This window comes from Pantoea sp. 1.19 (genome assembly GCF_001922585.1).
Classification (GTDB): Bacteria; Pseudomonadota; Gammaproteobacteria; order Enterobacterales; family Enterobacteriaceae; genus 1-19.
The window spans coordinates 207,550-231,421 of sequence record NZ_MRBS01000008.1 but is presented as its reverse complement, the minus strand read 5'-3'; the positions used below and the strand labels follow the sequence as shown (position 1 = coordinate 231,421).

Sequence of the window (23,872 nt, the reverse complement as noted above, 5' to 3'; positions counted from 1 at the left end):
TCAGCAAACATCTGTTTAAGACGCCTATTTTCATCTTCCAGGTCTTTAATTTTCTTGATATCAGAAGCTTCCATTCCGCCATATTTCGCTTTCCAGTTGTAATAGCTGGCTTCTGAAATAGCTGCCTCACGGCAGACATCTTTCACCGTTCGACCGGCTTCAACAGACTTCAAAACGGCGATAATCTGGTGCTCAGTAAATCGGGCTTTACGCATAACGATCTCCTTCTGGGGACATATTCAGTATGTCGGAAGATCTCTAAAAGTGAATGGTTCTTTTTGCAGGGATACTTACAGTTCAGTTTTCCATGACCTTGCCATTTTTTTTAAAGCATAGTGAGACGCGACTTCGCATATAGATTATTCGAACCAAGAGTATCTACTTCCTCCAGGCCGATAATTAGTTCTGATATGAAAATATTCGTGAGCGAATTGGTAAGCATATCTGTTCCACTCTCGGTCATAACTACCTAAATTAACGATGAATGATCCTACCCAGCAATAGTGGACACGCGACTAAGTGAGTAAACTCTCAACCAGAGGTGACTCATGACAAAACCGACATCAACCAGCAAGAAGCCCCGCAAACAACACACGCCTGAATTCCGCGATGAAGCCCTGAAACTGGCTGAGCGCATCGGCGTCTCTGCTGCTGCCCGCCAGCTCAGTCTTTATGAATCGCAGCTCTATACCTGGCGCAGTAAAAAACAGCAACAAATGACCTCTTCAGAACGTGAAAGTGAACTGGCCGCAGAAAATGCCCGGTTAAAGCGACAGCTGGCAGAACGAGATGAGGAGCTCGCCATCCTCCAAAAGGCCGCGACATACTTCGCGAAGCGCCTGAAATGAAGTATGTCTTTATCGAAAAATACCAGGCTGAGTTCAGCATCAAGGCCATGTGCCGGGTTCTGCGTGTGGCCCGCAGCGGCTGGTACAACTGGCGTCTGCGCCGTTATCAGGTCAGCCCGCGTCAGCAGTTTCGCCTTAACTGCGATAATGCTGTTCGCAAGGCATTCCGTGCGGTAAAACAACGGTATGGTGCGCCGCGTCTTGCCGCCGAACTGCCGGAATACAACGTGAAAACCATCGCCTCCAGCCTGCATCGCCAGGGGCTGAGAGCAAAAGCCAGCCGGAAGTTCAGTCCGGTCAGCTACCGTGCGCACGACCTGCCAGTATCGGGAAACCTGCTGAATCAGGACGTTATCGCCGGCGGCCCGAACCTGAAGTGGGCGGGTGACATCACGTACTTACGAACAGATGAAGGCTGGGTTTACCTTGCGGTTGTTATCGACCTGTGGTCCCGGTCAGTTATCGGTTGGTCAATGTCCTCACGGATGACGGCACAGCTGGTCTGCGATGCGTTACAAATGGCGCTGTGGCGTCGGAAGCGGCCGGAACAGGTTATTGTTCATACAGACAGAGGCGGTCAGTACTGTTCAGCGGATTACCAGACTTTACTGAAACGGCATAATCTGCGTGGCAGTATGAGTGCAAAAGGCTGCTGTTATGATAATGCCTGTGCAGAAAGCTTCTTTCACTCACTGAAGGTGGAATGCATCCACGGTGAACACTTCGCCAGCCGTGAAATAATGCGAAGCACAGTGTTTAATTATATCGAGTGTGACTACAATCGCTGGCGTCGTCACAGTGCCTGCGGCGGCCTCAGCCCGGAACAATTTGAAAACCAGAACCTCGCTTAGGGCAGTGTCCACATTACGCGGGTAAGATCACTTCTTTGTTGCACTAACCTTAACGCCAAAGCCCACAGGTGAATCGCGATGGTTGTCAGTGATAAGATAGGGCTTACCAGAGATTAGGCACACATACAACTCGTCCGTCTGAATCAAACTCCGGTTTCGTTTCTATCGACAACTTATTGATTATTAATGATTCAGATTCATATTCACAGTTGTTGCCTCATGTATACCAGAAGAGCCATGTTGTATTCTCGATAGTAGATAGAATACCTCAGGCATACAAATTTTCGGATTTAGATAGGTTTATCAAGGTTTCAATTGGGGCCACTTGAGTACTTCTAAAACCATAAAAATGAGTTAATTCAATATGAAAGAGTCTACAGACAAGGACTTTTCTACCCACACCCCAATGATGCAGCAGTACCTGCGCCTGAAGGCGGAACACCCGGATATTCTGCTGTTCTACCGCATGGGCGATTTTTATGAGCTGTTTTATGACGATGCCAAACGCGCCTCGCAGCTGCTGGATATTTCGCTGACCAAACGCGGCGCGTCGGCCGGCGAGCCGATTCCGATGGCGGGGGTACCGCACCACGCGGCGGAGAACTATCTGGCGCGGCTGGTGCAGATGGGCGAATCGGTAGCCATTTGCGAGCAGATTGGCGATCCGGCGCTGAGCAAAGGGCCGGTGGAGCGCAAGGTGGTACGCATCGTAACGCCGGGCACCATCAGTGATGAAGCGCTGCTCAATGAGCGGCAGGATAATTTGCTGGCGGCCATTTATCGCGGCCCGCGCGGCTATGGCTATGCGACGCTGGATATCAGTTCGGGCCGCTTCCGCCTCAGCGAGCCGGAAGATGATGACGCGATGGCCGCCGAGCTGCAGCGCACCCATCCCGCCGAACTGCTCTACCCGGAAACGTTCGCCAGCCTGCCGCTCATTGAGCAGCGCCGGGGTCTGCGCCGCCGTCCGCTGTGGGAGTTTGAGATTGATACCGCCCGCCAACAGCTGAATTTGCAGTTTGGCACCCGGGATTTAACCGGCTTTGGCGTGGAGAAGGCGCATAACGCGATTGCCGCCGCGGGCTGCCTGCTGCAGTACGTGAAGGATACCCAGCGCACCGCCCTGCCGCATATTCGCGCGGTGACCATGGAGCGGCAGCAGGATGGCATCATTATGGACGCCGCCACCCGCCGCAATCTGGAGATCACGCAAAATCTCGCCGGCGGCACCGACAATACGCTCGCCGCGGTACTGGATAAGACGGTTACCCCAATGGGCAGCCGGATGCTGAAGCGCTGGCTGCATATGCCGCTGCGCGATACCCGCATCCTGATCGGCCGGCAGCAAAGCCTCGCCCAGCTGCAGGACCTCAGCGAGGCGCTGCAGCACCCGCTGCGCCAGGTGGGCGATCTGGAGCGCATCCTTGCCCGCCTCGCGCTGCGCACCGCGCGCCCGCGCGATCTGGCGCGGATGCGCCACGCCTTTCAACAGCTGCCGGAACTGCATGCCCTGCTGGCAGAGACGGATGCGCCGCATCTGGCCACCCTGCGTGAGCACATCGGCGACTTTGCCGAACTGCGCGACCTGCTGGAGCGGGCGATCGTCGAGACGCCGCCGGTACTGGTGCGCGACGGAGGCGTGATAGCCACCGGCTACAGCGCCGAACTGGATGAATGGCGGGCGCTGGCGGACGGCGCAACCGACTATCTCGAGCGGCTGGAGATGCGCGAGCGCGAGAAGCTGGGGCTGGACACGCTGAAAGTCGGCTTTAACGCGGTGCATGGTTATTACATTCAGGTTAGCCGCGGTCAGAGCCATCTGGTGCCGATGCACTACGTGCGCCGCCAGACGCTGAAAAACGCTGAGCGCTATATTATCCCCGAGCTGAAAGAGTATGAAGACAAGGTCCTGACGTCAAAAGGGAAAGCGCTGTCGCTGGAGAAGGCACTGTATGATGCGCTGTTTGACGAGCTGCTGCCGCACCTTGACGCGCTGATGCGCTCGGCCAGCGCGCTGGCCGAACTGGACGTGCTGAGCAACCTCGCCGAGCGCGCCCTGACGCTGAATTTTAACCGGCCGGACCTGACGGACAAGCCCGGCGTGCAGCTCACCGGCGGGCGTCATCCGGTGGTGGAACAGGTGCTGAAAGAGCCGTTTATTGCCAACCCGCTATCGCTGTCACCGCAGCGGCGGATGCTGATCATTACCGGTCCGAATATGGGCGGTAAAAGTACCTATATGCGTCAGGCGGCGCTGATCGTGCTGCTGGCGTGTATCGGCAGCTACGTACCGGCAGAGTCGGCGAGTATCGGTCCGATTGATCGCATTTTTACCCGCGTCGGCGCGGCGGACGATCTGGCCTCCGGTCGCTCGACTTTTATGGTGGAGATGACCGAAACGGCGAATATTCTGCATAACGCCACCGAGCACAGCCTGGTGCTGATGGATGAGATTGGGCGCGGCACCTCGACCTATGACGGCCTGTCGCTGGCGTGGGCCTGCGCCGAAAGCCTGGCCAACCGCATCAAGGCGCTAACGCTGTTTGCAACCCACTACTTCGAGCTGACCACCCTGCCGGAGAAGATGCAGGGCGTGGCCAATGTGCATCTCGACGCGATGGAGCACGGCGATACCATTGCGTTTATGCACAGCGTGCAGGACGGCGCGGCCAGCAAGAGTTATGGCCTGGCGGTTGCCGCGCTGGCCGGGGTGCCTAAAGAGGTGATCAAGCGCGCGCGGCAGAAGTTAAAAGAGCTGGAGTCGCTCTCTCACCACAGTGCCGCTTCGCACGTCGACGGGAGCCAGATGCCGCTGCTGATCGAAGAGACCTCGCCGGCGGTGGAGGCGCTGACCGCGCTGGATCCCGACTCGCTCTCGCCGCGTCAGGCACTGGAGTGGATTTATCGGCTGAAAGCGCTGGTGTAGCCGCCTGTTGGGTATGCCGCGCTGTCGGGATGCCCACGCTGCGCGGGCGCACGCTTTCGCTCCGGCCGACGGAAAAACGGCATAAAAAAAGCGGTGACCGAGGTCACCGCTTTTTTGCTGCGCGCTGCCGTTAATTATTCACGAAACAGCGCTTCGATATTCAGCCCCTGTGCCTGCAGGATCTCGCGCAGGCGACGCAGGCCTTCAACCTGAATCTGACGGACGCGCTCGCGGGTGAGGCCGATCTCACGGCCCACATCCTCCAGCGTCGCCGCTTCATAGCCCAGCAGGCCAAAGCGACGCGCCAGTACCTCACGCTGTTTGGCGTTCAGTTCGAACAGCCATTTGACGATACTGTGCTTCATGTCATCGTCTTGCGTGGTGTCTTCCGGACCGTTGTCTTTTTCATCGGCCAGGATATCGAGCAGCGCTTTTTCTGAGTCTCCCCCCAGCGGGGTGTCCACTGAGGTGATGCGCTCATTCAGGCGCAGCATACGACTCACATCGTCAACCGGCTTGTCCAGCTGCTCCGCAATCTCTTCCGCACTGGGCTCGTGATCCAGCTTGTGCGACAGTTCACGTGCGGTGCGCAGATAAACATTCAGCTCTTTAACAATGTGAATCGGCAGACGAATTGTTCGGGTTTGATTCATGATAGCCCGCTCAATGGTCTGACGAATCCACCAGGTGGCGTAGGTTGAGAAACGGAACCCGCGCTCCGGATCAAATTTCTCAACGGCGCGAATCAGCCCCAGGTTACCTTCTTCAATCAGATCCMGCAGGGCCAGACCGCGATTACTGTAACGTCGGGCAATCTTCACCACCAGGCGTAAGTTACTTTCGATCATGCGACGACGTGATGCAACATCACCTCGCAGCGCACGGCGGGCGAAGAGCACTTCTTCTTCCGCGGTGAGCAAAGGGGAGTAGCCAATCTCCCCCAGATAGAGCTGAGTCGCATCTAAAACGCGCTGCGAGGCTCCCTGTGACAACAACTCATCTTCTGCTACATCATTATCAACAGGTTCGCTTCCGACGAGCGCCTTCTCGTCAAAATTCTCAGTTCCGTTTTCGTCGAATTCCGCATCATCATGTAACTCATTTACTTTCAGCGTATTCTGGCTCATAAGCGGCTCCTACCCGTGACTCCCAGGGCAGAACTGCAGGGTTCTGCCGGTTATCGCTGTGGCAAATACCTCAGCGGGTTTACGGATTTCCCCTTGTAACGAATTTCAAAATGCAAACGTACTGAGCTGGTTCCGGTGCTACCCATGGTTGCGATTTTTTGCCCCGCCTTCACTTCCTGTTGTTCCCGGACCAGCATGGTGTCGTTATGGGCGTAGGCACTCAGATAATCATCATTATGTTTGATGATAATTAAATTACCGTAGCCCCGAAGCGCGTTGCCGGCATAGACCACTCGTCCTGACGCTGTCGCGACGATGGGCTGACCACGCGAACCGGCGATATCGATCCCTTTATTGCCCCCTTCGGACGCAGAGAAGTTATCGATGATCTTCCCGTCAGTCGGCCAACGCCAGCTGCCTACCGGCGTGGTGCTGTTCGTTGTACTACTGACGGTGGGTGCGGTAACCGGGGCTGTCGTCGTTGCAACAGTTGTCCCCGAGGACGGCAGCATTTTACCACTGCCCGAATTATCTGAATCCTCAGAATACGTAATAACCGGCTGCCGTGCAACCGCAACCGGTTTATTTTGTATCGCGGGAGCCGGATTAGCGGCCACAGTTTGTCCGGCATCCGCCGCGGTGATTGCGTTGCCGCCGGTCAGGGTCGCACCGCTGCCGGTGGTGACCTGCAGCTGCTGGCCGACGTTCAGGCTGTAGGGGGCCGGAATAGCGTTACGCTCGGCGAGATCGCGAAAGTCGTTGCCGGTGATCCAGGCAATGTAGAACAGCGTATCACCGCGTTTAACCGTGTAGGTTTCACCGCTGTAGCTGCCCTTCGGAATCGAGCCGTAGCTGCGATTGTAAACGATGCGCCCGTTTTCTGTGACCACGTTCTGCTGCGGTACCGGCTGGGCACTCGCCGCGCCGCCGCGCTGCCCGCCAATGACCGGACGCGTCGGCAGCGCCGCGCTGTTCCCCGTAGCGGACGCGCGGGGAGCGCCAGCGGTGGCGCCCTGTCCGTTCAGCATTCCGCCGCTTCCACCGCCGTTCACGCTACTGATCGGCGCCTGCGTGTTATCACTGCTGCATCCAGCCAGCCAAAAACCGATCAGCGTGACGGCCGCAATGCGGCGCAGTGTAAATTCTGGGCTTCCCGTGCTCATTTATCCCCCAAGACGGCATAACAGTGACATGCAATCGCGCCCAGCGGGCGCGGCAACGTAAGCTTGCCTGGCCGCGCGATGCCGCAGCCCGGCTGAAGTTTCCGAGAGTCTAGCAACATCGGCACAGGCAGGCCACGAAACAGTTGTGAAAAATAATGAGTTACGCCAACGCCCAGGCTGAGCGTCGCCGCATCAGGCCAGGTCGCCCTTGACCAGCGGGACAAAACGCACCGGTTCTATCACCTCAGCAGCAAATCCCTCATCGCGGCGGATAATGCGCTGCAGGTGCTGCTGCTGCTGCTGTTCGCCCACCGGCAACACCATCACCCCGCCGTCGGCCAGCTGCGCCATCAGCGCCTCGGGCACCGCCTCGGGCGCGGCGGTAACGATGATAGCGTCAAACGGACCGCGCGAGGGCCAGCCCGCCCAGCCGTCGCCGTGACGGGTGGAGACATTGTGCAGATCCAGCTGCTTCAGCCGCCGTTTGGCCTGCCACTGCAGCCCTTTAATCCGCTCCACCGAATAGACGTGATCCACCAGGTGGGCCAGCACGGCGGTCTGGTAGCCAGATCCGGTACCGATCTCCAGCACCCGGGAGCGTGGCGTCAGCCCGAGCAGCGAGGTCATTTTGGCCACGATATAGGGCTGCGAGATGGTCTGACCGGAGCCGATGGGCAGCGCCATATTGTCCCAGGCCTTGTGCTCGAAGGCTTCGTCAATGAAACGCTCGCGCGGCACGGCTTCAATCGCCTGCAGCAGCCGTTCATCATCAATCCCCTGCTGGCGCAGCAGGGCAATCAGCGCCTGCACGCGACGGTTCACCATCCCTCCGTCACCCCGGCCAGCTGCAACCAGTCGCCCAAGACCTCCTGCGCCGCGTGCGCGGTGAGATCCACCTGCAGCGCGGTGACCGACACGTACCCCGCCGCGACCGCGGCAAAATCGGTATCCGGTCCGGCATCAAACTGTTCGCCCGGCGGGCCAATCCAGTACAGGGGGGATCCGCGCGGATCGCGTTCAGCAATCACGCTGTCTGCCGGATGACGGCTGCCGCAGCGGGTGACGCGAATGCCCTTGATATCGGCCAGCGGCAGATCCGGCACGTTGACGTTCAGAATGCGCCCGGTGCGCAGCGGTTCACGCTGCAGCGCCCGCAGCAGCCTGGCGGTCACCGCCGCGGCGCTATCGTAGTGTTGATAACCGTTCAGCGAGACCGCCAGCGCCGGCAGCCCCAGATGCCGTCCCTCTGTCGCCGCGGCCACCGTGCCGGAATAGATAACATCGTCGCCCAGATTCGGGCCGGCGTTGATGCCGGAAACCACGATATCCGGGCGCGGCTGCATCAGCGCGTTGACGCCGAGAAACACGCAGTCGGTAGGGGTGCCACCCTGCACGGCAATGTCGCCATTCGGGAAGGTAAAGGTACGCAGCGGCGACTCCAGCGTCAGCGAATTCGATGCTCCGCTGCGGTTACGATCCGGCGCCACCACCTGCACCGCGGCAAACTCGCGCAGCGCGGTGGCCAGCGCCTGAATGCCCGGGGCATGGATGCCATCATCGTTACTCAGTAATATCCGCATCGGTGCCCTCCTCCTGCACGATAAGCTCCCGCAGCAGGCTGGTTGCAAAACTGCCTGCCGGTAACCAGAATGCCAGTGCCAGCGTCTGGCGATCCTGCCACTGCCAGCTCAGCTGGCGCGGCACCGCCAGCATCGCGCGCCGGGCGGCCTCCACTTTTTCGCGCGTCAGCAGCGCCAGCCAGGCGGATTGATCCGCCAGCTGCTGCTGTTCAAACGCCAGCGCCTCCGCCTGCGGCCCGGGATGACCGCTGCCCGGCAGCGGGGCGGTGATCCGCAGTTCGTGGGCGTCAATCCGCTGCTGAAGCGGCAGCGGGTCGTCTTCGGCCCCGGCAACAAACCAGCTGCCGCGCCCGCTCAGCTGGAGTGCGTCTCCGGTCAGCAGGGTCTGGAGATTGCCCTGCGCCGCCAGGCGCGCGCTGGTGACCTGATTGAACAGCGCGCTGCGCGCGCTGGAGAGCAGCAGGCTGCGTTTGGCCCGCTCGCGAATCTGCAGCGTGCCCTGCGCCCACTGGTTCACCAGCGCCAGATTATGGCCATGACGGCCAAAGCGCTGATCGCCAAAATAGTTGGGAAATCCCTGCCCGGCCACCCGCTGCAGGCGCGCCTCTACCGCGTCAGCCTCGCTGATGTCGCGCAGCACCAGCTGAAAATGGTTGCCCTGCAGGCCGCCAGTGCGCAGCTTTCGCTGGTGGCGCGCCCACGACAGCACCTGACAGCCCTCAAGAGTGAACGCAGAAAAATCCGGGGTGAGCTTGCCGGGGATGCGCAGGCAGAACCACTGTTCGGTAACCGCGTGGCGATCTTTCATCCCGGCGAAGCTGACGTCGCGCGCCGGCACCTTCGCAAAGCGCGCCAGCGCTTCCGCCACAAAGCGGGTGTTGCAGCCGGTTTTGCGCAGGTGAACCAGCACCTGCTCACCCTCTCCGTCCGGCAGGTAGCCCAGATCCTCCTGCACCACAAAGTCAGCCGGGGTGGCTTTAATCCGCCCGCGGGCCGTAGGTCGGCCATGCAGCCAGGCCAGCGTCGCTAATTCGCTCATTCGGCCTTCACCAGCAGCGCCACCGCCGCGCAGGCAATCCCCTCGCCGCGGCCGGTAAAACCCAGTTTTTCAGTGGTGGTCGCCTTCACGTTGACCTGGTCCATATGGCAACCGAGATCTTCCGCCAGAAAGACGCGCATTTGCGGAATGTGCGGGGCCATTTTGGGCGCCTGGGCAATCAGCGTCACGTCGAGGTTGCCCAGCGCATAGCCCGTTGCCTGAATCCGCCGCCAGGCCTCGCGCAGCAGCTCGCGGCTGTCTGCGCCCTGATACGCCGCATCGGTGTCCGGAAACAGTTTACCGATGTCGCCAAGCGCCGCCGCGCCCAGCAGGGCATCAGTTACCGCATGCAGGGCAACATCGCCATCCGAGTGCGCCAGCAGCCCTTTTTCAAACGGAATCCGCACCCCGCCGATCACAATCGGGCCAACGCCCGCAAAAGCATGGACATCAAAACCATGACCGATACGCATTATGCGTTCTCCTTAGAAATCTGAGTCAGATAGAAAGCCGCCAGCGCCAGGTCTTCCGGGCGGGTAACTTTGATATTATCACTGCGCCCCGCCACCAGCTGCGGATGATAGCCGCAGTACTCCAGCGCGGAGGCTTCATCAGTGATCGTCGCCCCTTCGCGCAGGGCGCGCATCAGGCAGTGCCGCAGTAGCGCCAGCGGAAACAGCTGCGGGGTCAACGCGTGCCACAGCGCTTCGCGATCGACGGTGTGGGCAATCGCCTGCGCGCCGCTCTCTGCGCGCTTCATGGTATCGCGCACCGGGGCGGCGAGAATGCCGCCGGTTTTACTGTGTTGCGTCAGCGCCAGCAGCCGCGCCAGGTCGTCGGGATGCAGACAGGGACGGGCGGCATCGTGCACCAGCACCCAGCCCTCCTCGCCGGCCGCGTTCAGACCGGCCATCACCGATTCCGCGCGCTGCCCGCCGCCGGTGACGCGGCGCACGCGCGGATCGGCGGCCAGCGGCAGGCTGGCAAAGGTTGTATCGTCAGCGCTGAGCGCCACTATCACCCGGGTGACGGCGGGGTGCCTGAGCAGGCCGGCAATGGCGTGCTCAAGCAGCGTGCGATCGCCAATGCGGAGATATTGCTTGGGGCAGTTAGCCGCCATGCGGCTGCCGATACCGGCAGCGGGCACCACGGCAATAATCCGCGGCAGGGAGGCATTCAGAGTCATGGTTATCTTTGTTGGTTTTGCGTCGCCGCCTGCTGGGCATTACGGCGGTTTTGGTCCGGGACCAGGCGATAGAAGGTCTCGCCGGGTTTGATCATCCCCAGCTCACTGCGCGCCCGCTCCTCAATCGCTTCCGAACCGCCGTTGAGATCGTCAATTTCGGCGAACAGCTGATCGTTGCGCGCCTTCAGTTTGGCGTTACCCGCCTGTTGTACCGCGACATCATCGCTGACTCGCGTGTAATCATGGATGCCGTTCTTGCCCAGCCAGAGTGAATATTGTAGCCAGCCGAGGAGTATCAATAACAGCAGTGTCAGTTTTCCCATCCGCGCCCCCTGAAAAACGGCCCAATCATCCCATAACTTTTCACCCGACTCCACTGTGGCGGCGTATTTGCGCTGATTTGCGCGCGGAGTCGACCAGCGGACGATCGCACGCGCTTGCCTGACCGCGCATTAATGTGTATTTTTATGCACTTATTTTGCATAACTTTAGCCATAACCACCGGGAGACTACCATGCGCATTCGTTCACTGATGCTGGGCGCGCTGCTGACGCTGCTGGCCAGCGCCGCTCAGGCCACCACCTACACCGTCGGTTCGGGCGGTACCTATCGCCCGTTTGAGTTTGAGAATGCCCAGCGGCAGCTGGAGGGGTTTGATATTGATATCATCAAAGCCATCGCTAAAGCGGAAGGGTTTGACATCAAACTGATTAACACCCCGTGGGAAGGCATCTTTGCCACGCTGAACGCCGGTGACCGCGACATCCTGATTTCCGGGATAACCATCACCGACAAGCGGAAACAAATGGTAGATTTCTCTGCCCCCTACTTCCCGGCCGAACAGGCGATCGTCGTGCCGACGGATGCCCAGGTCGATTCGCTGGCGGCGCTGAAATCCCTGCACGTTGGCGTGGTGAACGCCAGCACCGGCGACATCGTGGTGTCGGACGTACTGGGCAAAAACAGCACCGCCATTAAGCGCTTTGATAATACGCCGCTGATGCTGCAGGAGCTGTATGAAGATGGGATTGGTGCGGCGGTCGGCGACGTAGGCGTGATCAAGTACTACATCAAAACCCACCCGGAAAAGCAGTTCAAGCTGGTGCCGGATGCCAAATTTGAGAAGCAGTATTTCGGTATTGCGGTGGCCAAAGGCAACGATGCGCTGCGCGAAAAGATTAACGCGGGACTGAAGAAAATCGTGGCGGATGGCACCTGGGCCGAGATCTACAGCCGCTGGTTTGACCATAACGTCCCGACGCTGCCGGGACAGTAATTTTTTGCCGCACCGCGGTGCGGCCCCCTTCAGGACAGAGTGATGACAGGATTTCGTTGGGAAATGATTCAGGAGTATCAGCCGCTGTTTATCGACGGTGCGCTGATGACCCTGAAGTGTACGCTGGTGTGCGTGATCACCGGGACCCTGTGGGGACTGACGCTCGGCCTTGGCCGGCTGGCGCAGGCGCCACACGGCCCATGGAAGTATCTGCTGCACTACGGAGTACAGTGGCCGGTGCGTTTCTATATCAGCGCCTTTCGCGGCACGCCGCTGTTTGTGCAGATCATGGTGGTGCACTTTGCGCTGATCCCGCTGTTCATTAACCCGCGCGACGGTCTGCTGGTGACCCACGGGCTGCTGTCCGCCGAGGCCGCCCGCGAGCTTCGCGCCAATTACGGCGCGTTTCTCTCCTGTATCGTGGCGATTACCCTGAATGCTGGCGCCTACGTATCGGAAATTTTCCGCGCCGGTATTCAGTCAATTGATCGCGGTCAGATGGAGGCCTCGCGCTCGCTGGGCATGAGCTATGGCCGCACGATGCGCAAAGTTATTTTGCCGCAGGCGTTTCGCCGCATGCTGCCGCCGCTCGGCAACAACGCCATTGCCATCGTCAAGGATTCGTCGCTGGCGTCGGCAATAGGCCTTGCCGATCTGGCCTACGCGGCGCGGACCGTCTCCGGTGCCTATGCCACCTACTGGGAACCCTATCTGGTTATCTCGGTTATCTACTGGGTATTTACCTTCGTGCTGTCGCTGCTGGTGCGCTATCTGGAAAAGAGGTTCGGTAAAAGTGATTCACGTTAACGCATTACGGAAAAATTTTGCTGATACGCCGGTATTAAAGGGCCTCAGCTGTGACATTGCCCCGCAGGAAGTGGTGTGCGTGATTGGCCCGTCCGGTTCCGGTAAAAGTACCTTTTTGCGCTGCCTGAACGGCCTTGAGAGCATTGAGGGAGGAGAGGTCTGGGTAAACGGCCTGCCGGTACAGGATCCGAAAACCGATCTCAATGCGCTGCGTCAGCGCGTGGGGATGGTGTTTCAGCGCTTTAATCTGTTTCCGCACATGACGGTGCTGGAAAACCTGATCATGGCCCCGATGGACGTGCGCGGCGTGTCGCGCGCCGATGCCATCCGCGAAGCCAAACGGCTGCTGGAGAAAGTCGGACTGGCCGATAAGATTGACGCCTGGCCATCCAGCCTTTCCGGTGGGCAGCAGCAGCGGGTGGCCATTGCCCGCGCGCTGGCGATGACCCCGGAGATCATGCTGTTTGATGAGCCCACCTCGGCGCTGGATCCGGAGCTGGTGGGTGAGGTGCTGAGCGTGATGAAGACGCTGGCGCAGGAGGGGATGACCATGGTTATCGTCACGCATGAAATGGCCTTCGCCCGCGAAGTCGCCGATCGGGTGCTGTTTATCGACCAGGGGGTGATTCAGGAGGCGGATACGCCAGAGGTGATTTTTACCCATCCGGCTAATCCGCGCACGGCGGCGTTTCTCAGTAAAGTGCTGAAGTAATCCCTACCAGACGGTCAAAAACAGAAACAATAGCCAGAACATGGCGGTCACGATCAGGGCGGTAGCCATACCGCCCCAGATCAGCCGCCCCTGCAGCAGCAGGCACATCCCCACTCCGGTGACCACCGCCACCGGCAGCAGAGCCAGGAAGAACGGCCAGGTATAGAGGAAAAAAAACAGCGTATTTGCGCCGTAGAGCAGGAACGGCGTGGAGAGCGCCACCCACCAGCAGGCAAAGCCGATAACCCCGCCCGGAAAGGTCCGCGAGGGCATGTCCTCTTCGCGCTCTTCACGGCGCGCCAGCATCGGGGTCACGTTTTGCATCGACAGAAACTCCTTTGACGCCGCCCCCCACCTCAGCGGCGGAGGGCATCGTCGCCACCGCGCTGGGTAGCGACGTTGCTCAGTTCTCAGGAGGGAATAATACGGTTCTCACGCAGGAGATCGAGCAGTTGGGGCACCAATATTGTTACCAATTGTTCCCCTTCCAGCCGCAGTTCCGGCGCGTCTGGCGCCTCATACACGCCGTCAATACCGGTGAAGTTGGGCAGCGCGCCCGCGCGGGCTTTTTTGTACAGCCCTTTGGGATCGCGCGCTTCGCACACCGCCAGCGGCGTGTCGATAAAAACCTCAAAGAAGCGCCCCGCGCCCACCATCTGGCGCACCATATCGCGCTCGGCGCGGTGTGGCGATATAAACGCCGTCAGCACCAGCAGCCCGGCTTCGGTCATCAGCTTTGCCACTTCCCCTACCCGACGGATATTTTCCTTCCGATCGGCGTCGCTGAAGCCCAGATCGCGGCAGAGGCCGTGGCGGACATTGTCACCGTCCAGCAGCCAGGTGCTGATTCCGCGCTGATGCAGGGCCTGCTCCAGCGCGCCGGCAACGGTCGATTTACCCGAGCCTGACAGCCCGGTAAACCATACCACCGCGCCCTGATGGCCGTGCAGCGCTTCGCGATCTGTCCGGGTGACCGGATGGCTGTGCCAGACGATATTGTCGTCGTGCCCGGCCATCAGCGATCTCCTGACACGTCGCGCGCCTGCCAGTGCGGGAAATGGCGGCGAATCAGCGCATTCAACTCGCGCTCAAACTCACTGTACGCTTCCCCGGTCGGCTGTGCGTTATCCGCGTGCGCGGCGGCAATCATGCCGGCGCCGACGGTCACGTTACTCAGCCGATCGATAATGATCATTCCGCCGGTGACCGGATTCTGCTGATAGTTGTCGACGACCATCGGCTCGCTAAAGGTCAATCGAACCCGGCCAATGCCATTTAGCGGCAGCGCTTCAGCCTCGTGGGTTGCCAGGCTGTTGATCTCCACCTGCCAGTCGATCTGCTCCACCCGGGCGCGGCTCTTCTTACCGGCAATCTTGATGTCATAAGACTGGCCGGCCTGCAGCGGCTGCCCGGCCATCCACACCACATCCGCGTCGGCCTGGCGGCTGGCGCTCAGGCGGGCATCGGCGTCCACCAGCAGATCACCGCGGCTGATATCAATTTCATCCGCCAGTACCAGGGTCAGCGCCTCACCGGCAGCGGCCTGTTGCAAATCGCCATCAAAGGTCACAATCCGCGCAATGGTTGATTCCACGCCGGACGGCAGCACTTTGACCCGCTGTCCAACCCGTACCGCACCGGAGGCCAGCGTCCCGGCATAGCCGCGAAAATCCAGATTGGGACGATTCACGTACTGCACCGGGAAGCGCATCGGCTGCTGCTCCACCACCCGCTTCACCTCCACGCTCTCCAGCACATCGAGCAGCGTCGGGCCGCTGTACCACGGCATGCTGGCGCTCTGGCTGGCGACGTTATCCCCTTCCAGCGCCGACATCGGCACAAAGCGAATGTCCAGGTCGTCCGGCAGCTGGCCGGCAAAATCGAGGTATTCCTGCCTGATCGCCTCAAAGCGCGCCTGGGAAAACGCCACCAGATCCATCTTGTTGACCGCCACCACCAGGTGCTTAATGCCCAGCAAAGTAGAGATAAAGCTGTGGCGGCGGGTTTGATCCAGCACGCCTTTACGCGCATCAATCAGCAGGATCGCCAGGTCGCAGGTCGAGGCGCCGGTCGCCATGTTACGGGTGTACTGCTCGTGTCCCGGCGTATCCGCAATAATGAATTTACGCTTTTCGGTGGAGAAGTAGCGGTAGGCTACGTCGATGGTTATCCCCTGCTCACGCTCGGCCTGCAGGCCATCCACCAGCAGCGCCAGATCGATTTTTTCTCCCTGAGTGCCGTGGCGCTTGCTGTCATTTTGCAGCGAAGAAAGCTGATCTTCGTAGATTTGACGGGTATCGTGCAGCAGACGCCCAATCAGCGTACTTTTGCCGTCATCGACGCTGCCGCAGGTCAGAAAACGCAGCAGGCTTTTATGCTGTTGAGCGTGCAGCCAGGCTTCCACGCCGCCCTGCTCGGCAATCTGTTTCGCAATGGTGTTGTTCATGGCGGCTCCTTAGAAGTATCCCTGACGTTTCTTCAGCTCCATCGAGCCGGACTGGTCGCGGTCAATCACGCGGCCCTGACGCTCGCTGGTGGTGGAGACCAGCATCTCTTCAATGATCTCCGGCAGCGTCTGCGCGCGGGACTCTACCGCGCCGGTTAGCGGCCAGCAGCCGAGGGTGCGAAAGCGCACCATGCGCGGGGTAATCTTTTCGCCCGGCTGCAGCGTAATGCGGTCATCATCGACCATCATCAGCATGCCGTCGCGCTCCAGCACCGGGCGCTCCGCGGCCAGGTAGAGCGGCACGATCTCGATATTTTCCAAAAAGATGTACTGCCAGATATCCAGTTCGGTCCAGTTGGACAGCGGGAAGACGCGGATGCTTTCGCCCTTATTGATCTGGCCGTTGTAGTTGTGCCACAGCTCCGGACGCTGGTTTTTCGGGTCCCAGCGATGAAAGCGGTCGCGGAACGAGTAAATACGCTCCTTGGCACGGGATTTTTCCTCGTCGCGGCGCGCGCCGCCGAAAGCGGCGTCAAAGCCATATTTGTCCAGCGCCTGCTTTAGCCCTTCGGTTTTCATGATGTCCGTGTGTTTGGCGCTGCCGTGGACAAACGGATTAATCCCCATCGCCACTCCTTCCGGATTGCGATGCACCAGCAGCTCCGCGCCCAGCGCTTTTACCGTGCGATCGCGGAAGGCGTACATCTCACGAAATTTCCAGCCGGTATCGACGTGCAGCAGCGGAAACGGCAGCGTACCGGGGTAAAACGCCTTGCGCGCGAGGTGCAGCATCACCGATGAATCTTTACCGATGGAGTACATCATCACCGGATTGCTGAATTCTGCCGCCACTTCGCGGATGATATGGATGCTCTCTGCCTCAAGCTGGCGAAGATGCGTAAGTCGTTTTTGATCCATGATCTTTCCTCAAGCCAAATTGACAACGGCAGACGCGCGGTCCGACGCTTGTACGGAATGTTGAAACCAGGCGAGCTGGTGGTGCAGATTGACCACTTCACCGATCACCAGCAGCGCCGGCGCCGGCGCCTGCTGCGCCAGCGACGCCAGGTCCTGGAGCGTGCCGGTCAGCACCTGCTGATCCTGGCGGGTCCCGCGGCCAATGACCGCTACCGGCGTTTGCGGGTCGCGGCCGTGGGCAATCAGCTGCGCGCTGATGTCGGCGGCCTTGACCGTGCCCATATAAATGGCCAGCGTCTGCCGCGCACGCGCCAGCGACGGCCAGTCGATCGGTTCACCGTCCGGGCGGCAGTGGCCGGTAATAAACAGCGCGCTCTGGGCGTGATCGCGGTGAGTCAGCGGAATGCCGGCGTAGGCCGTGGCGCCGGCAGCAGCGGTAATGCCCGGCACCACCTGGAACGGAATGCCCGCCGCCGCGGCGGCCTGCAGCTCTTCACCGCCGCGGCCAAAAATAAAGGGATCGCCGCCTTTCAGGCGTACGACCCGCTTGCCCTTGAGCGCCAGCGATACCAGCAGCTGATTGGTCTCTTCCTGCGGTACCGAATGCGCCCCGGCGCGTTTGCCCACGCAAATCAGATCCGCATCGCGCCGTACCAGCTCAAGAATGGCATCGCTGACCAGATGGTCATACAGCACCACATCAGCCTGCTGCATGACCTGCAAACCGCGCAGGGTCAGCAGACCGGCATCGCCCGGACCGGCACCGACCAGGATTATCTCACCCCCGCTGGCGTCCGGATCCGCCAGCTGAGCGGCCAGCACCGCCTCGGCGGCCAGAGTATTGCCCGCCGCCACTTCGCTGGCGAAGCGACCGTTGAATGCCGTCTCCCAGAAGCGGCGGCGCTGGGACAGCTTGCTGAAGCGCGCCTTAACTTTATCGCGCCACTCACCCGCCAGGCTGGCCATCTGCCCGAGATTCTGCGGCAGCAGCGCTTCGATTTTTTCACGCAGCAGGCGCGCCAGCACCGGGGCAGTGCCGCTGGAGGAGATTGCCACCACCAGCGGCGCGCGATCGACAATCGACGGGAAAATAAAGCTGCACTGCGGCTGATCGTCCACCACGTTGGCCATGATGCGCCGGGCCGTGGCCTCCGCCGATACCCGGGCGTTGAGGGCTTCGTCGTCAGTGGCGGCAATCACCAGCCACACTGCGTCGAGTTGTTCCGGTGCAAACGCCTCAGCGATCCACTGTACGGCTCCCACTTCGCGCAGCGCCTGCACCTCAGCACACAGCGCCTGCGCCACAACGCGCACCTCGGCACCGGCGCGACGCAGCAGGCTAATTTTCCGCGCGGCAATGTCACCGCCGCCGACCACCAGCACCGGTTTCTGTTTGATATCGGCAAATAAGGGAAGATAGTCCACAACGGCCCTGCACATCATCGGTAAAGTACCGGCGACTATACGGCGCCGACTTCCGGCTTATGAAATTACGAATTGGAATGAGGTGTATCAGAATGGAATAACGTTCTGGCAAAGCTTCGCTAAAAATGTGCTTACTGAATGAAATTCCACAACTTTGTTAAAAACGCTGCCGCGAATGACCGCCGCGCGCCCGTCGGCGCCGCGGCATTTTTTTTGTCCCACCCCGCTACGCCCGCGCCAGCAGCGCCCGCAGCATGGCGCGCTGGCTGTCATTCAGGCGCTCGCCGTTGACACCGCACAGATCGCAGTAGTGACGCATAGAGCGGGCACTCCACAAAAAGCGGGTATCCTGACGCAGCCGCTGGCGCAGCTGTCGATAGAGGTGCTCGACCTGCCAGCTGGCCAGCAGCTGCCGCAGGCCGCTGCCTTTCCCCGCCTGAATCGCACCGCGCAGCGTCTGTGCCACCGCCCGCACGTCGGCATGCAGCAGCGCCACCTCGCGACCTTGATAGTCAGGATGCACCCGACTCTCCCCCAGCTGGCGAAAAAACAGCAGATCCTGATAAAAACGTGCTTTGCGCTTCTCTACCTGAATAAACAGGGTGTCCACCCGCTGATGGAACAGGGCATACAGCATCATCCACGCGTACAGCGTGCGAAGCATGCCGGTCCCGCGATAGCGGGCGTCAATGCACAGTGCGCCGATTTCGGCGGTCTTCTCCGCCCGGCAACCGCAGGCGGCGATCACGTCCGCAGACACCTTTTCAGCGGGCATTCCCTGCTCGCTCTGCCTGATAAAACCAATGGTACCCGCCAGCTGCTGGTCGACGCGGGCCACAAACAGCTGATTGCCAGGTGAGAAAAACCAGGGGGAAAAAAGCACGTCGCCCGGCTGTGGGCTGAGCAAACCGAGACGTACGTACTCCGCATGGAGTTTATGCATTCCCGATAAGAATTCCTGCAGATTACTGACTTGCCGTACGTCGACGTTGTCCAATGGGGACGCCTGATTGAAGCGCCGCGCACGGCGAATCGTTGTCGACCAGGACGACGGGGCAGCGCGTTCGGTAGCCTTATTGATCACGACTGTCTCTCCTTACTGTGGGGCGGTGACACACCATCAGCAAGGATTGATCAATTAAATTAATTAAACAATACGATCACAAAAAATTCATAAGATGTGATTTAAATCCGGCATTACTAATGGAATCCGCATCTTTTTATGAGACAAGCATCATAAAAATTTAACAGTTATCCCTCATGCAGACCGCATTCACGCTTCAGCCCGAAAAAGCGCGTCTCCTCTTCGGCCATGCCCGGCTCCCACTTGCGGGTAGTATGGGTGTCGCCGACTGACAAATAGCCCTGATCCCACAGCGGATGATAGCGCAGCCCGTTCGCTTGCAGATACTGATAGATTTGCTTGTTATCCCAGTCGATGATCGGCAGCAGCTTGAATACGCCGCGCTGAATGGCCAGCACCGGTAAGCCCGCGCGGCTACCGGACTGATCGCGACGCAGGCCGGCAAACCAGGTGTGCGCGCCCAGCGTCTCCAGCGCGCGGTTCATCGGCTCAACCTTATTGATTTGGTTGTACTGCGCAATCCCCTCCACGCCCTGCTCCCACAGCTTGCCGTAGCGCGCTTCCTGCCAGGCCGCGGAGGTCGCGGCGCGAAAAACCTGCAGGTTTAATCCCAGCTGCCCGGTCAGCTCGTCGATAAAGCGGTAGGTTTCCGGAAACAGATAGCCGGTATCGGTCAGGATCACCGGCATCTGCGGACGCTGGCGGGTAACCAGGTGCAGGCTGACCGCCGCCTGAATACCGAAGCTGGACGACAGTACATGCTCACCGGGCAGGTTCTCCAGTCCCCAGGCCACGCGCTCCTCTGCCGACAGTTTCTCCAGCCGGTTGTTCACTTCTGCGAGCGCCATCACCCGCTCCACTGCCGGCAGCGCGTTCAGCGTCGCCAGATCAAGTACCGCCATTTTCGCCTCCGTTATGCCCAAAAATCGCGCGCCGGATCCAGCACCGGCTTGACGATGCCGGCCCGCACGGTGAAGTCACCCAGACCTTCGTCCGCCTCGCGCTCGCGCGCCCAGCGGCCAATCAGTTCATCCAGCGTGGCCAGGATCTCCTGCACGGTGATGTTTTCCCGGTACATGCGCGGGATGCGCGTACCGATACGGTTACCGCCCAGGTGCAGGTTGTAGCGCCCCGGCGCTTTGCCCACCAGCCCAACTTCGGCCAGCAGCGCCCGGCCGCAGCCGTTTGGACAGCCGGTGACGCGCAGTACGATATGTTCGTCACCCACGCCGTGCTGCTGCATGATCCCTTCAACTTGCGTCACAAACTCCGGCAGGAAACGTTCGGCTTCCGCCATCGCCAGTGGACAGGTCGGGAATGACACGCAGGCCATCGAGTTTTCCCGCTGCGCGGTTACGCTCTCCATCAGACCGTGTTCGCGCGCCAGCGCTTCGATGGCGGCCTTCTGACTCTCCGGCACCCCGGCCACAATCAGGTTCTGGTTGGCGGTCAGGCGGAAGTCGCCCTGATGGATTTTAGCAATCTCGGCCACGCCGCTTTTTAGCGGCCGCCCCGGATAGTCCAGCAGGCGACCATTTTCGATAAACAGCGTCAGGTGCCAGTGATTGTCGATGCCCTTGATCCAGCCAAAACGATCGCCGCGGCTGGTAAAGGCGTAAGGACGCGTGGGGGCAAACGTCATCCCGGCGCGCTTCTCCACTTCCGCCTTAAAGGTGTCTACGCCGACGCGCTCCAGCGTGTATTTGGTTTTGGCATTTTTACGATCGGTGCGGTTCCCCCAGTCACGCTGGGTGGTGACCACCGCCGCTGCTACGTCGAGCACCTTCTCCAGCGGCAGAAAACCGAACTCGCTGGCGGTGCGCGCGTAGGTCGCTTTGTTGCCGTGGTCGATGGAGAGGCCGCCGCCGACCAGCAGGTTGAAACCCACCAGCTTGCCGTTATCGGCAATGGCGATAAAGTTCATGTCATTCGCGTGCAGATCGACATCGTTGTGCGGCGGCACTACCACGGTCGTTTTGAACTTACGCGGCAGATAGGTTTCACCGAGGATCGGCTCCTCGTCGGTGGTGGCAACCTTCTCTTTGTCCCACCAGATTTCCGCATACGCGCGGGTTTTCGGCAGCAGATGCTCAGAGATTTTCTTTGCCCATTCGTACGCTTCCTGGTGCAGCCCGGACTCCACCGGGTTGGAGGTGCAGAGAACGTTACGGTTCACGTCATTGGCGGTGGCCAGCGCATCAAGGCCGACCTCGTGCAGCATCTGGTGCGCCGGCTTGACGTTCTTTTTCGGAATGCCGTGAAACTGGAAGGTCTGACGGTTGGTCAGGCGCACGCTGCCGTAAATCGTGTGCTCAGCCGCAAACTTTTCAATTGCCAGCCACTGGGCCGGGGTAATGATCCCCCCGGGCAGGCGGCAACGCAGCATCATCGCGTGACGCGGCTCCAGCTTCTGTCCGGCGCGCTCCGCGCGGATATCGCGATCGTCCTGCTGATACATGCCGTGAAAGCGGATCAGTAAAAAATTATCGCCGTTAAAGCCGCCGGTCAGGCCATCCTCAAGATCTTCGAGGATGGTGCCACGCAGGTAGCGGCTCTCTTTTTTCAGACGCTCGGCATCGGTCAGTTTGCCCTCAACGACCAGCGGGCCGGGATGTTTTTCATTGCTCATTAGTAAACGTCTCGCTGATAACGGCGCGCAATGCGCAGCTCACTTAAAAATTCGTCCGCGGCTTCCGCGTCCATCCCGCCGTGCTCGGCGATCACCTCAATCAGTGCCTGCTCAACGTCTTTCGCCATGCGATTGGCATCGCCGCAGACGTAGAGGTGGGCGCCCTCCTGCAGCCAGCGCCATACCTCAGCGCCCTGCTCGCGGATCTTATCCTGTACGTAGATTTTATGCGCCTGATCGCGGGACCAGGCGAGATCGATTCGGGTCAGCAGCCCCGTTTTGACATACTGCTGCCACTCGACCTGATAGAGGAAGTCCTCGCTGAAGTGCGGGTTACCAAAGAATAGCCAGTTTTTCCCACCGGCAGCGTCGTATTCACGCTGCTGCATGAAGGCGCGGAACGGGGCGATACCGGTGCCCGGTCCGATCATGATAACCGGCGCAGCGCCGTCGGTCGGCAGGCGGAAGTTATCATTGTGCTCGATAAATACCCGAACCTCACCCTCTTCCTCCAGCCGATCGCTGAGGAAGCTGGAGGCGCCGCCGGCGCGCGGACGGCCGTCGATCTCATAGCGTACGACCCCCACGGTAATATGCACTTCATTGTCCGTTTCCGCCTGCGAGGAGGCGATAGAGTAGAGTCGCGGCGTCAGCGGGCGCAGCAGTCCGGTCAGCTGTTCGGCGCTCAGCTCGGCGGGCGCGTGGCGCACCATGTCAACAATCGGCGTGCGCTGGGCAAACTGCTGCAGCTGCGTTTTATCCCCCACCAGGCTGAGCAGCGCCTCGCTCTTCGCCAGCTGCGCATACTGCTCGACAATCTGCGGGGTATTGACCGTCAGTTCAAAGCGGGTGCGCAGCGCTTGCGCGAGCGGCATCCTCTCTCCCTGCACGTCCGCCACGGCGTCGCCGGCCAGCCACAGCAGGCCGAGCAGCTCTTCCACCAGCGCCGGATCGTTCTCAAACCAGACCCCCAGCGCATCTCCCGGTTGATAGCGCAGGCCGGAATCCCCCAGATCAATCTCGATATGGCGTACGTCTTTGTCCGAATCGCGACCGGTGATTTTCTGGTTTACGGCAAGGCTGGCGCTGAGGGGCGTCTCTTTCGACCAGGGGCTACTGTCAACCACATCGACCGCGCCGCTTAGCGCCGCCTGGGCGACCGCGGGCGAAGCCGCCGGCGCACGCTGTTTCAGTACCTCAACGAGACGGGCGCGCCAGGCATCAGCGTCGGCGGCATAGTCCACGTCGGCGTCGACGCGATCGAGCAGCCGTTCACCGCCCAGTGCGCCCAGCCGCTCATCGACATCTTTACCGGCCTGACAGAAAAACTCATAGGAGGTATCACCGAGGCCAAACACCGCAAAGGCAGTATCGGAGAGCGCCGGAGCTTTTTTAGACATCAGAAACTTATGTAGCGCTACCGCCTCTTCCGGCGGCTCGCCTTCGCCCTGAGTCGAGGTCACCACCACCAGCAACTTCTCTTGCGCAATTTGCTTAAACTTATAATCGCCGGCGCTAACCAGTTTGACGTCCAGGCTGGCGGCCAGCAGATCGTCACGCAGCTGCTCGGCGATGCGGCGGGCGTTGCCGGTCTGCGATGCGGAAAGCAGAGTAATCGCGCTGGCCGCGGGCGCCGCGGCGCTCGGTGCGACAGCGGCACCCGGGCTTTGATTGACCATGCCCCAGAAATAGCCGGAGAGCCAGGCCAGCTGCGTAGTGGTGAAGCCTTCGGTCGCGGACTGAAGACGCGCAAGCTGATCCGGCGCAAGCGGGAGCAGCGAAGAGGGGGGAGCCTGAGTGGTCATGTCGTGAATAGGTCCGTGTGCGATGACGTAATGGGGTTAGGGTAGCGAGT

Annotated in this window: 23 protein-coding genes and 1 pseudogene; 5 read left to right on the top strand and 19 right to left on the bottom strand. The window is 60.2% G+C overall.

Translation table 11 applies throughout. The features are described from left to right. Positions 1 to 215, bottom strand: a 215-nt coding sequence (locus BS626_RS15225) for a transposase (protein ID WP_075183224.1), incomplete at its 3' end; no start/stop codon positions are given. A gap of 333 nt (positions 216 to 548) precedes the next feature. On the opposite strand from BS626_RS15225, the gene BS626_RS15215 reads away from it, so the two are divergent. Next, positions 549 to 1,699 (top strand): IS3 family transposase gene (locus BS626_RS15215; protein ID WP_139308843.1). Its coding sequence is split into 2 segments (ribosomal slippage): positions 549 to 810 and positions 810 to 1,699, totalling 1,152 coding nucleotides; the frame shifts between segments, so codons are not numbered across the junction. A gap of 30 nt (positions 1,700 to 1,729) precedes the next feature. Here BS626_RS15215 and BS626_RS18925 read toward each other — a convergent pair. Beyond that, positions 1,730 to 1,883: pseudogene (locus BS626_RS18925) on the bottom strand (integrase); the annotation flags it as partial. 180 nt (positions 1,884 to 2,063) lie between these two features. Here BS626_RS18925 and mutS point away from each other — a divergent pair. Then, positions 2,064 to 4,625 (top strand): DNA mismatch repair protein MutS, encoded by a 2,562-nt coding sequence (gene mutS / locus BS626_RS15210; protein WP_075183222.1) that lies wholly within the window; start codon positions 2,064 to 2,066, stop codon positions 4,623 to 4,625. Positions 4,626 to 4,759: 134 nt separating this feature from the next. Here the strand turns inward: mutS and rpoS are convergent, their stop codons facing one another. The 8 genes from rpoS to ftsB form a co-directional block, all read right to left on the bottom strand. Continuing rightward, on the bottom strand, positions 4,760 to 5,752 hold the full coding sequence (rpoS, locus tag BS626_RS15205; RefSeq protein WP_075183221.1) for an RNA polymerase sigma factor RpoS: 993 nt from the start codon (positions 5,750 to 5,752) through the stop codon (positions 4,760 to 4,762). A gap of 50 nt (positions 5,753 to 5,802) precedes the next feature. Beyond that, complete coding sequence (nlpD, locus tag BS626_RS15200) at positions 5,803 to 6,915, bottom strand: murein hydrolase activator NlpD (RefSeq protein WP_075183220.1); 1,113 nt, start codon at positions 6,913 to 6,915, stop codon at positions 5,803 to 5,805. Between the two features lie 192 nt (positions 6,916 to 7,107). Next, positions 7,108 to 7,740, bottom strand: a complete 633-nt coding sequence (locus BS626_RS15195; protein ID WP_075183219.1) for a protein-L-isoaspartate(D-aspartate) O-methyltransferase — start codon at positions 7,738 to 7,740, stop codon at positions 7,108 to 7,110. Then, positions 7,734 to 8,495 (bottom strand): 5'/3'-nucleotidase SurE, encoded by a 762-nt coding sequence (gene surE, locus BS626_RS15190; RefSeq protein ID WP_075183241.1) that lies wholly within the window; start codon positions 8,493 to 8,495, stop codon positions 7,734 to 7,736. The genes BS626_RS15195 and surE overlap by 7 nt, the downstream gene beginning before the upstream one ends. Beyond that, the gene (gene truD / locus BS626_RS15185; protein ID WP_075183218.1) at positions 8,476 to 9,534 is read right to left on the bottom strand and encodes a tRNA pseudouridine(13) synthase TruD; all 1,059 of its coding nucleotides are present in this window, start codon (positions 9,532 to 9,534) and stop codon (positions 8,476 to 8,478) included. The genes surE and truD overlap by 20 nt, the downstream gene beginning before the upstream one ends. Next, positions 9,531 to 10,007, bottom strand: coding sequence for a 2-C-methyl-D-erythritol 2,4-cyclodiphosphate synthase (ispF, locus tag BS626_RS15180; protein ID WP_075183217.1), 477 nt, complete (start codon positions 10,005 to 10,007; stop codon positions 9,531 to 9,533). Before ispF ends, truD begins: the two co-directional genes overlap by 4 nt. After that, positions 10,007 to 10,720 carry a 2-C-methyl-D-erythritol 4-phosphate cytidylyltransferase gene (gene ispD / locus BS626_RS15175; protein WP_075183216.1) on the bottom strand — a complete coding sequence of 238 codons (714 nt, stop codon included), beginning with the start codon at positions 10,718 to 10,720 and terminating at the stop codon, positions 10,007 to 10,009. Before ispD ends, ispF begins: the two co-directional genes overlap by 1 nt. 2 nt (positions 10,721 to 10,722) lie before the next feature. Then, complete coding sequence (ftsB, locus tag BS626_RS15170; protein ID WP_075183215.1) at positions 10,723 to 11,043, bottom strand: cell division protein FtsB; 321 nt, start codon at positions 11,041 to 11,043, stop codon at positions 10,723 to 10,725. 191 nt (positions 11,044 to 11,234) lie between these two features. Here ftsB and BS626_RS15165 point away from each other — a divergent pair, with 191 nt between their 5' ends. The 3 genes from BS626_RS15165 to BS626_RS15155 are packed head-to-tail and all read left to right on the top strand — an operon-like array spanning position 11,235 to position 13,515. Beyond that, on the top strand, positions 11,235 to 11,996 hold the full coding sequence (locus tag BS626_RS15165; RefSeq protein ID WP_075183214.1) for a basic amino acid ABC transporter substrate-binding protein: 762 nt from the start codon (positions 11,235 to 11,237) through the stop codon (positions 11,994 to 11,996). Between the two features lie 42 nt (positions 11,997 to 12,038). Further along, positions 12,039 to 12,803, top strand: a complete 765-nt coding sequence (locus BS626_RS15160) for an amino acid ABC transporter permease (RefSeq protein ID WP_075183213.1) — start codon at positions 12,039 to 12,041, stop codon at positions 12,801 to 12,803. Further along, the gene (locus BS626_RS15155) at positions 12,790 to 13,515 is read left to right on the top strand and encodes an amino acid ABC transporter ATP-binding protein (protein WP_075183212.1); all 726 of its coding nucleotides are present in this window, start codon (positions 12,790 to 12,792) and stop codon (positions 13,513 to 13,515) included. The genes BS626_RS15160 and BS626_RS15155 overlap by 14 nt, the downstream gene beginning before the upstream one ends. Positions 13,516 to 13,518: 3 nt before the next feature. On the opposite strand, the gene BS626_RS15150 is transcribed toward BS626_RS15155, so the two are convergent. From BS626_RS15150 to cysJ, 9 genes are all read right to left on the bottom strand, one after another. Further along, the gene (locus tag BS626_RS15150; RefSeq protein WP_075183211.1) at positions 13,519 to 13,839 is read right to left on the bottom strand and encodes a DUF3561 family protein; all 321 of its coding nucleotides are present in this window, start codon (positions 13,837 to 13,839) and stop codon (positions 13,519 to 13,521) included. Positions 13,840 to 13,925: 86 nt separating this feature from the next. After that, positions 13,926 to 14,531: an adenylyl-sulfate kinase gene (gene cysC, locus BS626_RS15145; protein WP_075183210.1), complete on the bottom strand. Its 606-nt coding sequence runs from the start codon at positions 14,529 to 14,531 to the stop codon at positions 13,926 to 13,928. Continuing rightward, the gene (cysN, locus tag BS626_RS15140) at positions 14,531 to 15,961 is read right to left on the bottom strand and encodes a sulfate adenylyltransferase subunit CysN (protein WP_075183209.1); all 1,431 of its coding nucleotides are present in this window, start codon (positions 15,959 to 15,961) and stop codon (positions 14,531 to 14,533) included. The genes cysC and cysN overlap by 1 nt, the downstream gene beginning before the upstream one ends. A 9-nt stretch (positions 15,962 to 15,970) precedes the next feature. Next, positions 15,971 to 16,879, bottom strand: coding sequence for a sulfate adenylyltransferase subunit CysD (cysD, locus tag BS626_RS15135; protein WP_075183208.1), 909 nt, complete (start codon positions 16,877 to 16,879; stop codon positions 15,971 to 15,973). 9 nt (positions 16,880 to 16,888) lie between these two features. Then, positions 16,889 to 18,304 (bottom strand): siroheme synthase CysG, encoded by a 1,416-nt coding sequence (gene cysG / locus BS626_RS15130; RefSeq protein ID WP_075183240.1) that lies wholly within the window; start codon positions 18,302 to 18,304, stop codon positions 16,889 to 16,891. A gap of 226 nt (positions 18,305 to 18,530) precedes the next feature. Continuing rightward, positions 18,531 to 19,247, bottom strand: coding sequence for a GNAT family N-acetyltransferase (locus tag BS626_RS15125; RefSeq protein ID WP_075183207.1), 717 nt, complete (start codon positions 19,245 to 19,247; stop codon positions 18,531 to 18,533). 308 nt (positions 19,248 to 19,555) lie between these two features. Next, positions 19,556 to 20,290: a phosphoadenylyl-sulfate reductase gene (locus tag BS626_RS15120; RefSeq protein WP_075183206.1), complete on the bottom strand. Its 735-nt coding sequence runs from the start codon at positions 20,288 to 20,290 to the stop codon at positions 19,556 to 19,558. 11 nt (positions 20,291 to 20,301) lie between these two features. Continuing rightward, complete coding sequence (gene cysI, locus BS626_RS15115; protein ID WP_075183205.1) at positions 20,302 to 22,017, bottom strand: assimilatory sulfite reductase (NADPH) hemoprotein subunit; 1,716 nt, start codon at positions 22,015 to 22,017, stop codon at positions 20,302 to 20,304. Next, positions 22,017 to 23,822, bottom strand: a complete 1,806-nt coding sequence (gene cysJ / locus BS626_RS15110) for an NADPH-dependent assimilatory sulfite reductase flavoprotein subunit (RefSeq protein WP_075183204.1) — start codon at positions 23,820 to 23,822, stop codon at positions 22,017 to 22,019. Before cysJ ends, cysI begins: the two co-directional genes overlap by 1 nt. Positions 23,823 to 23,872: the final 50 nt, after the last annotated feature.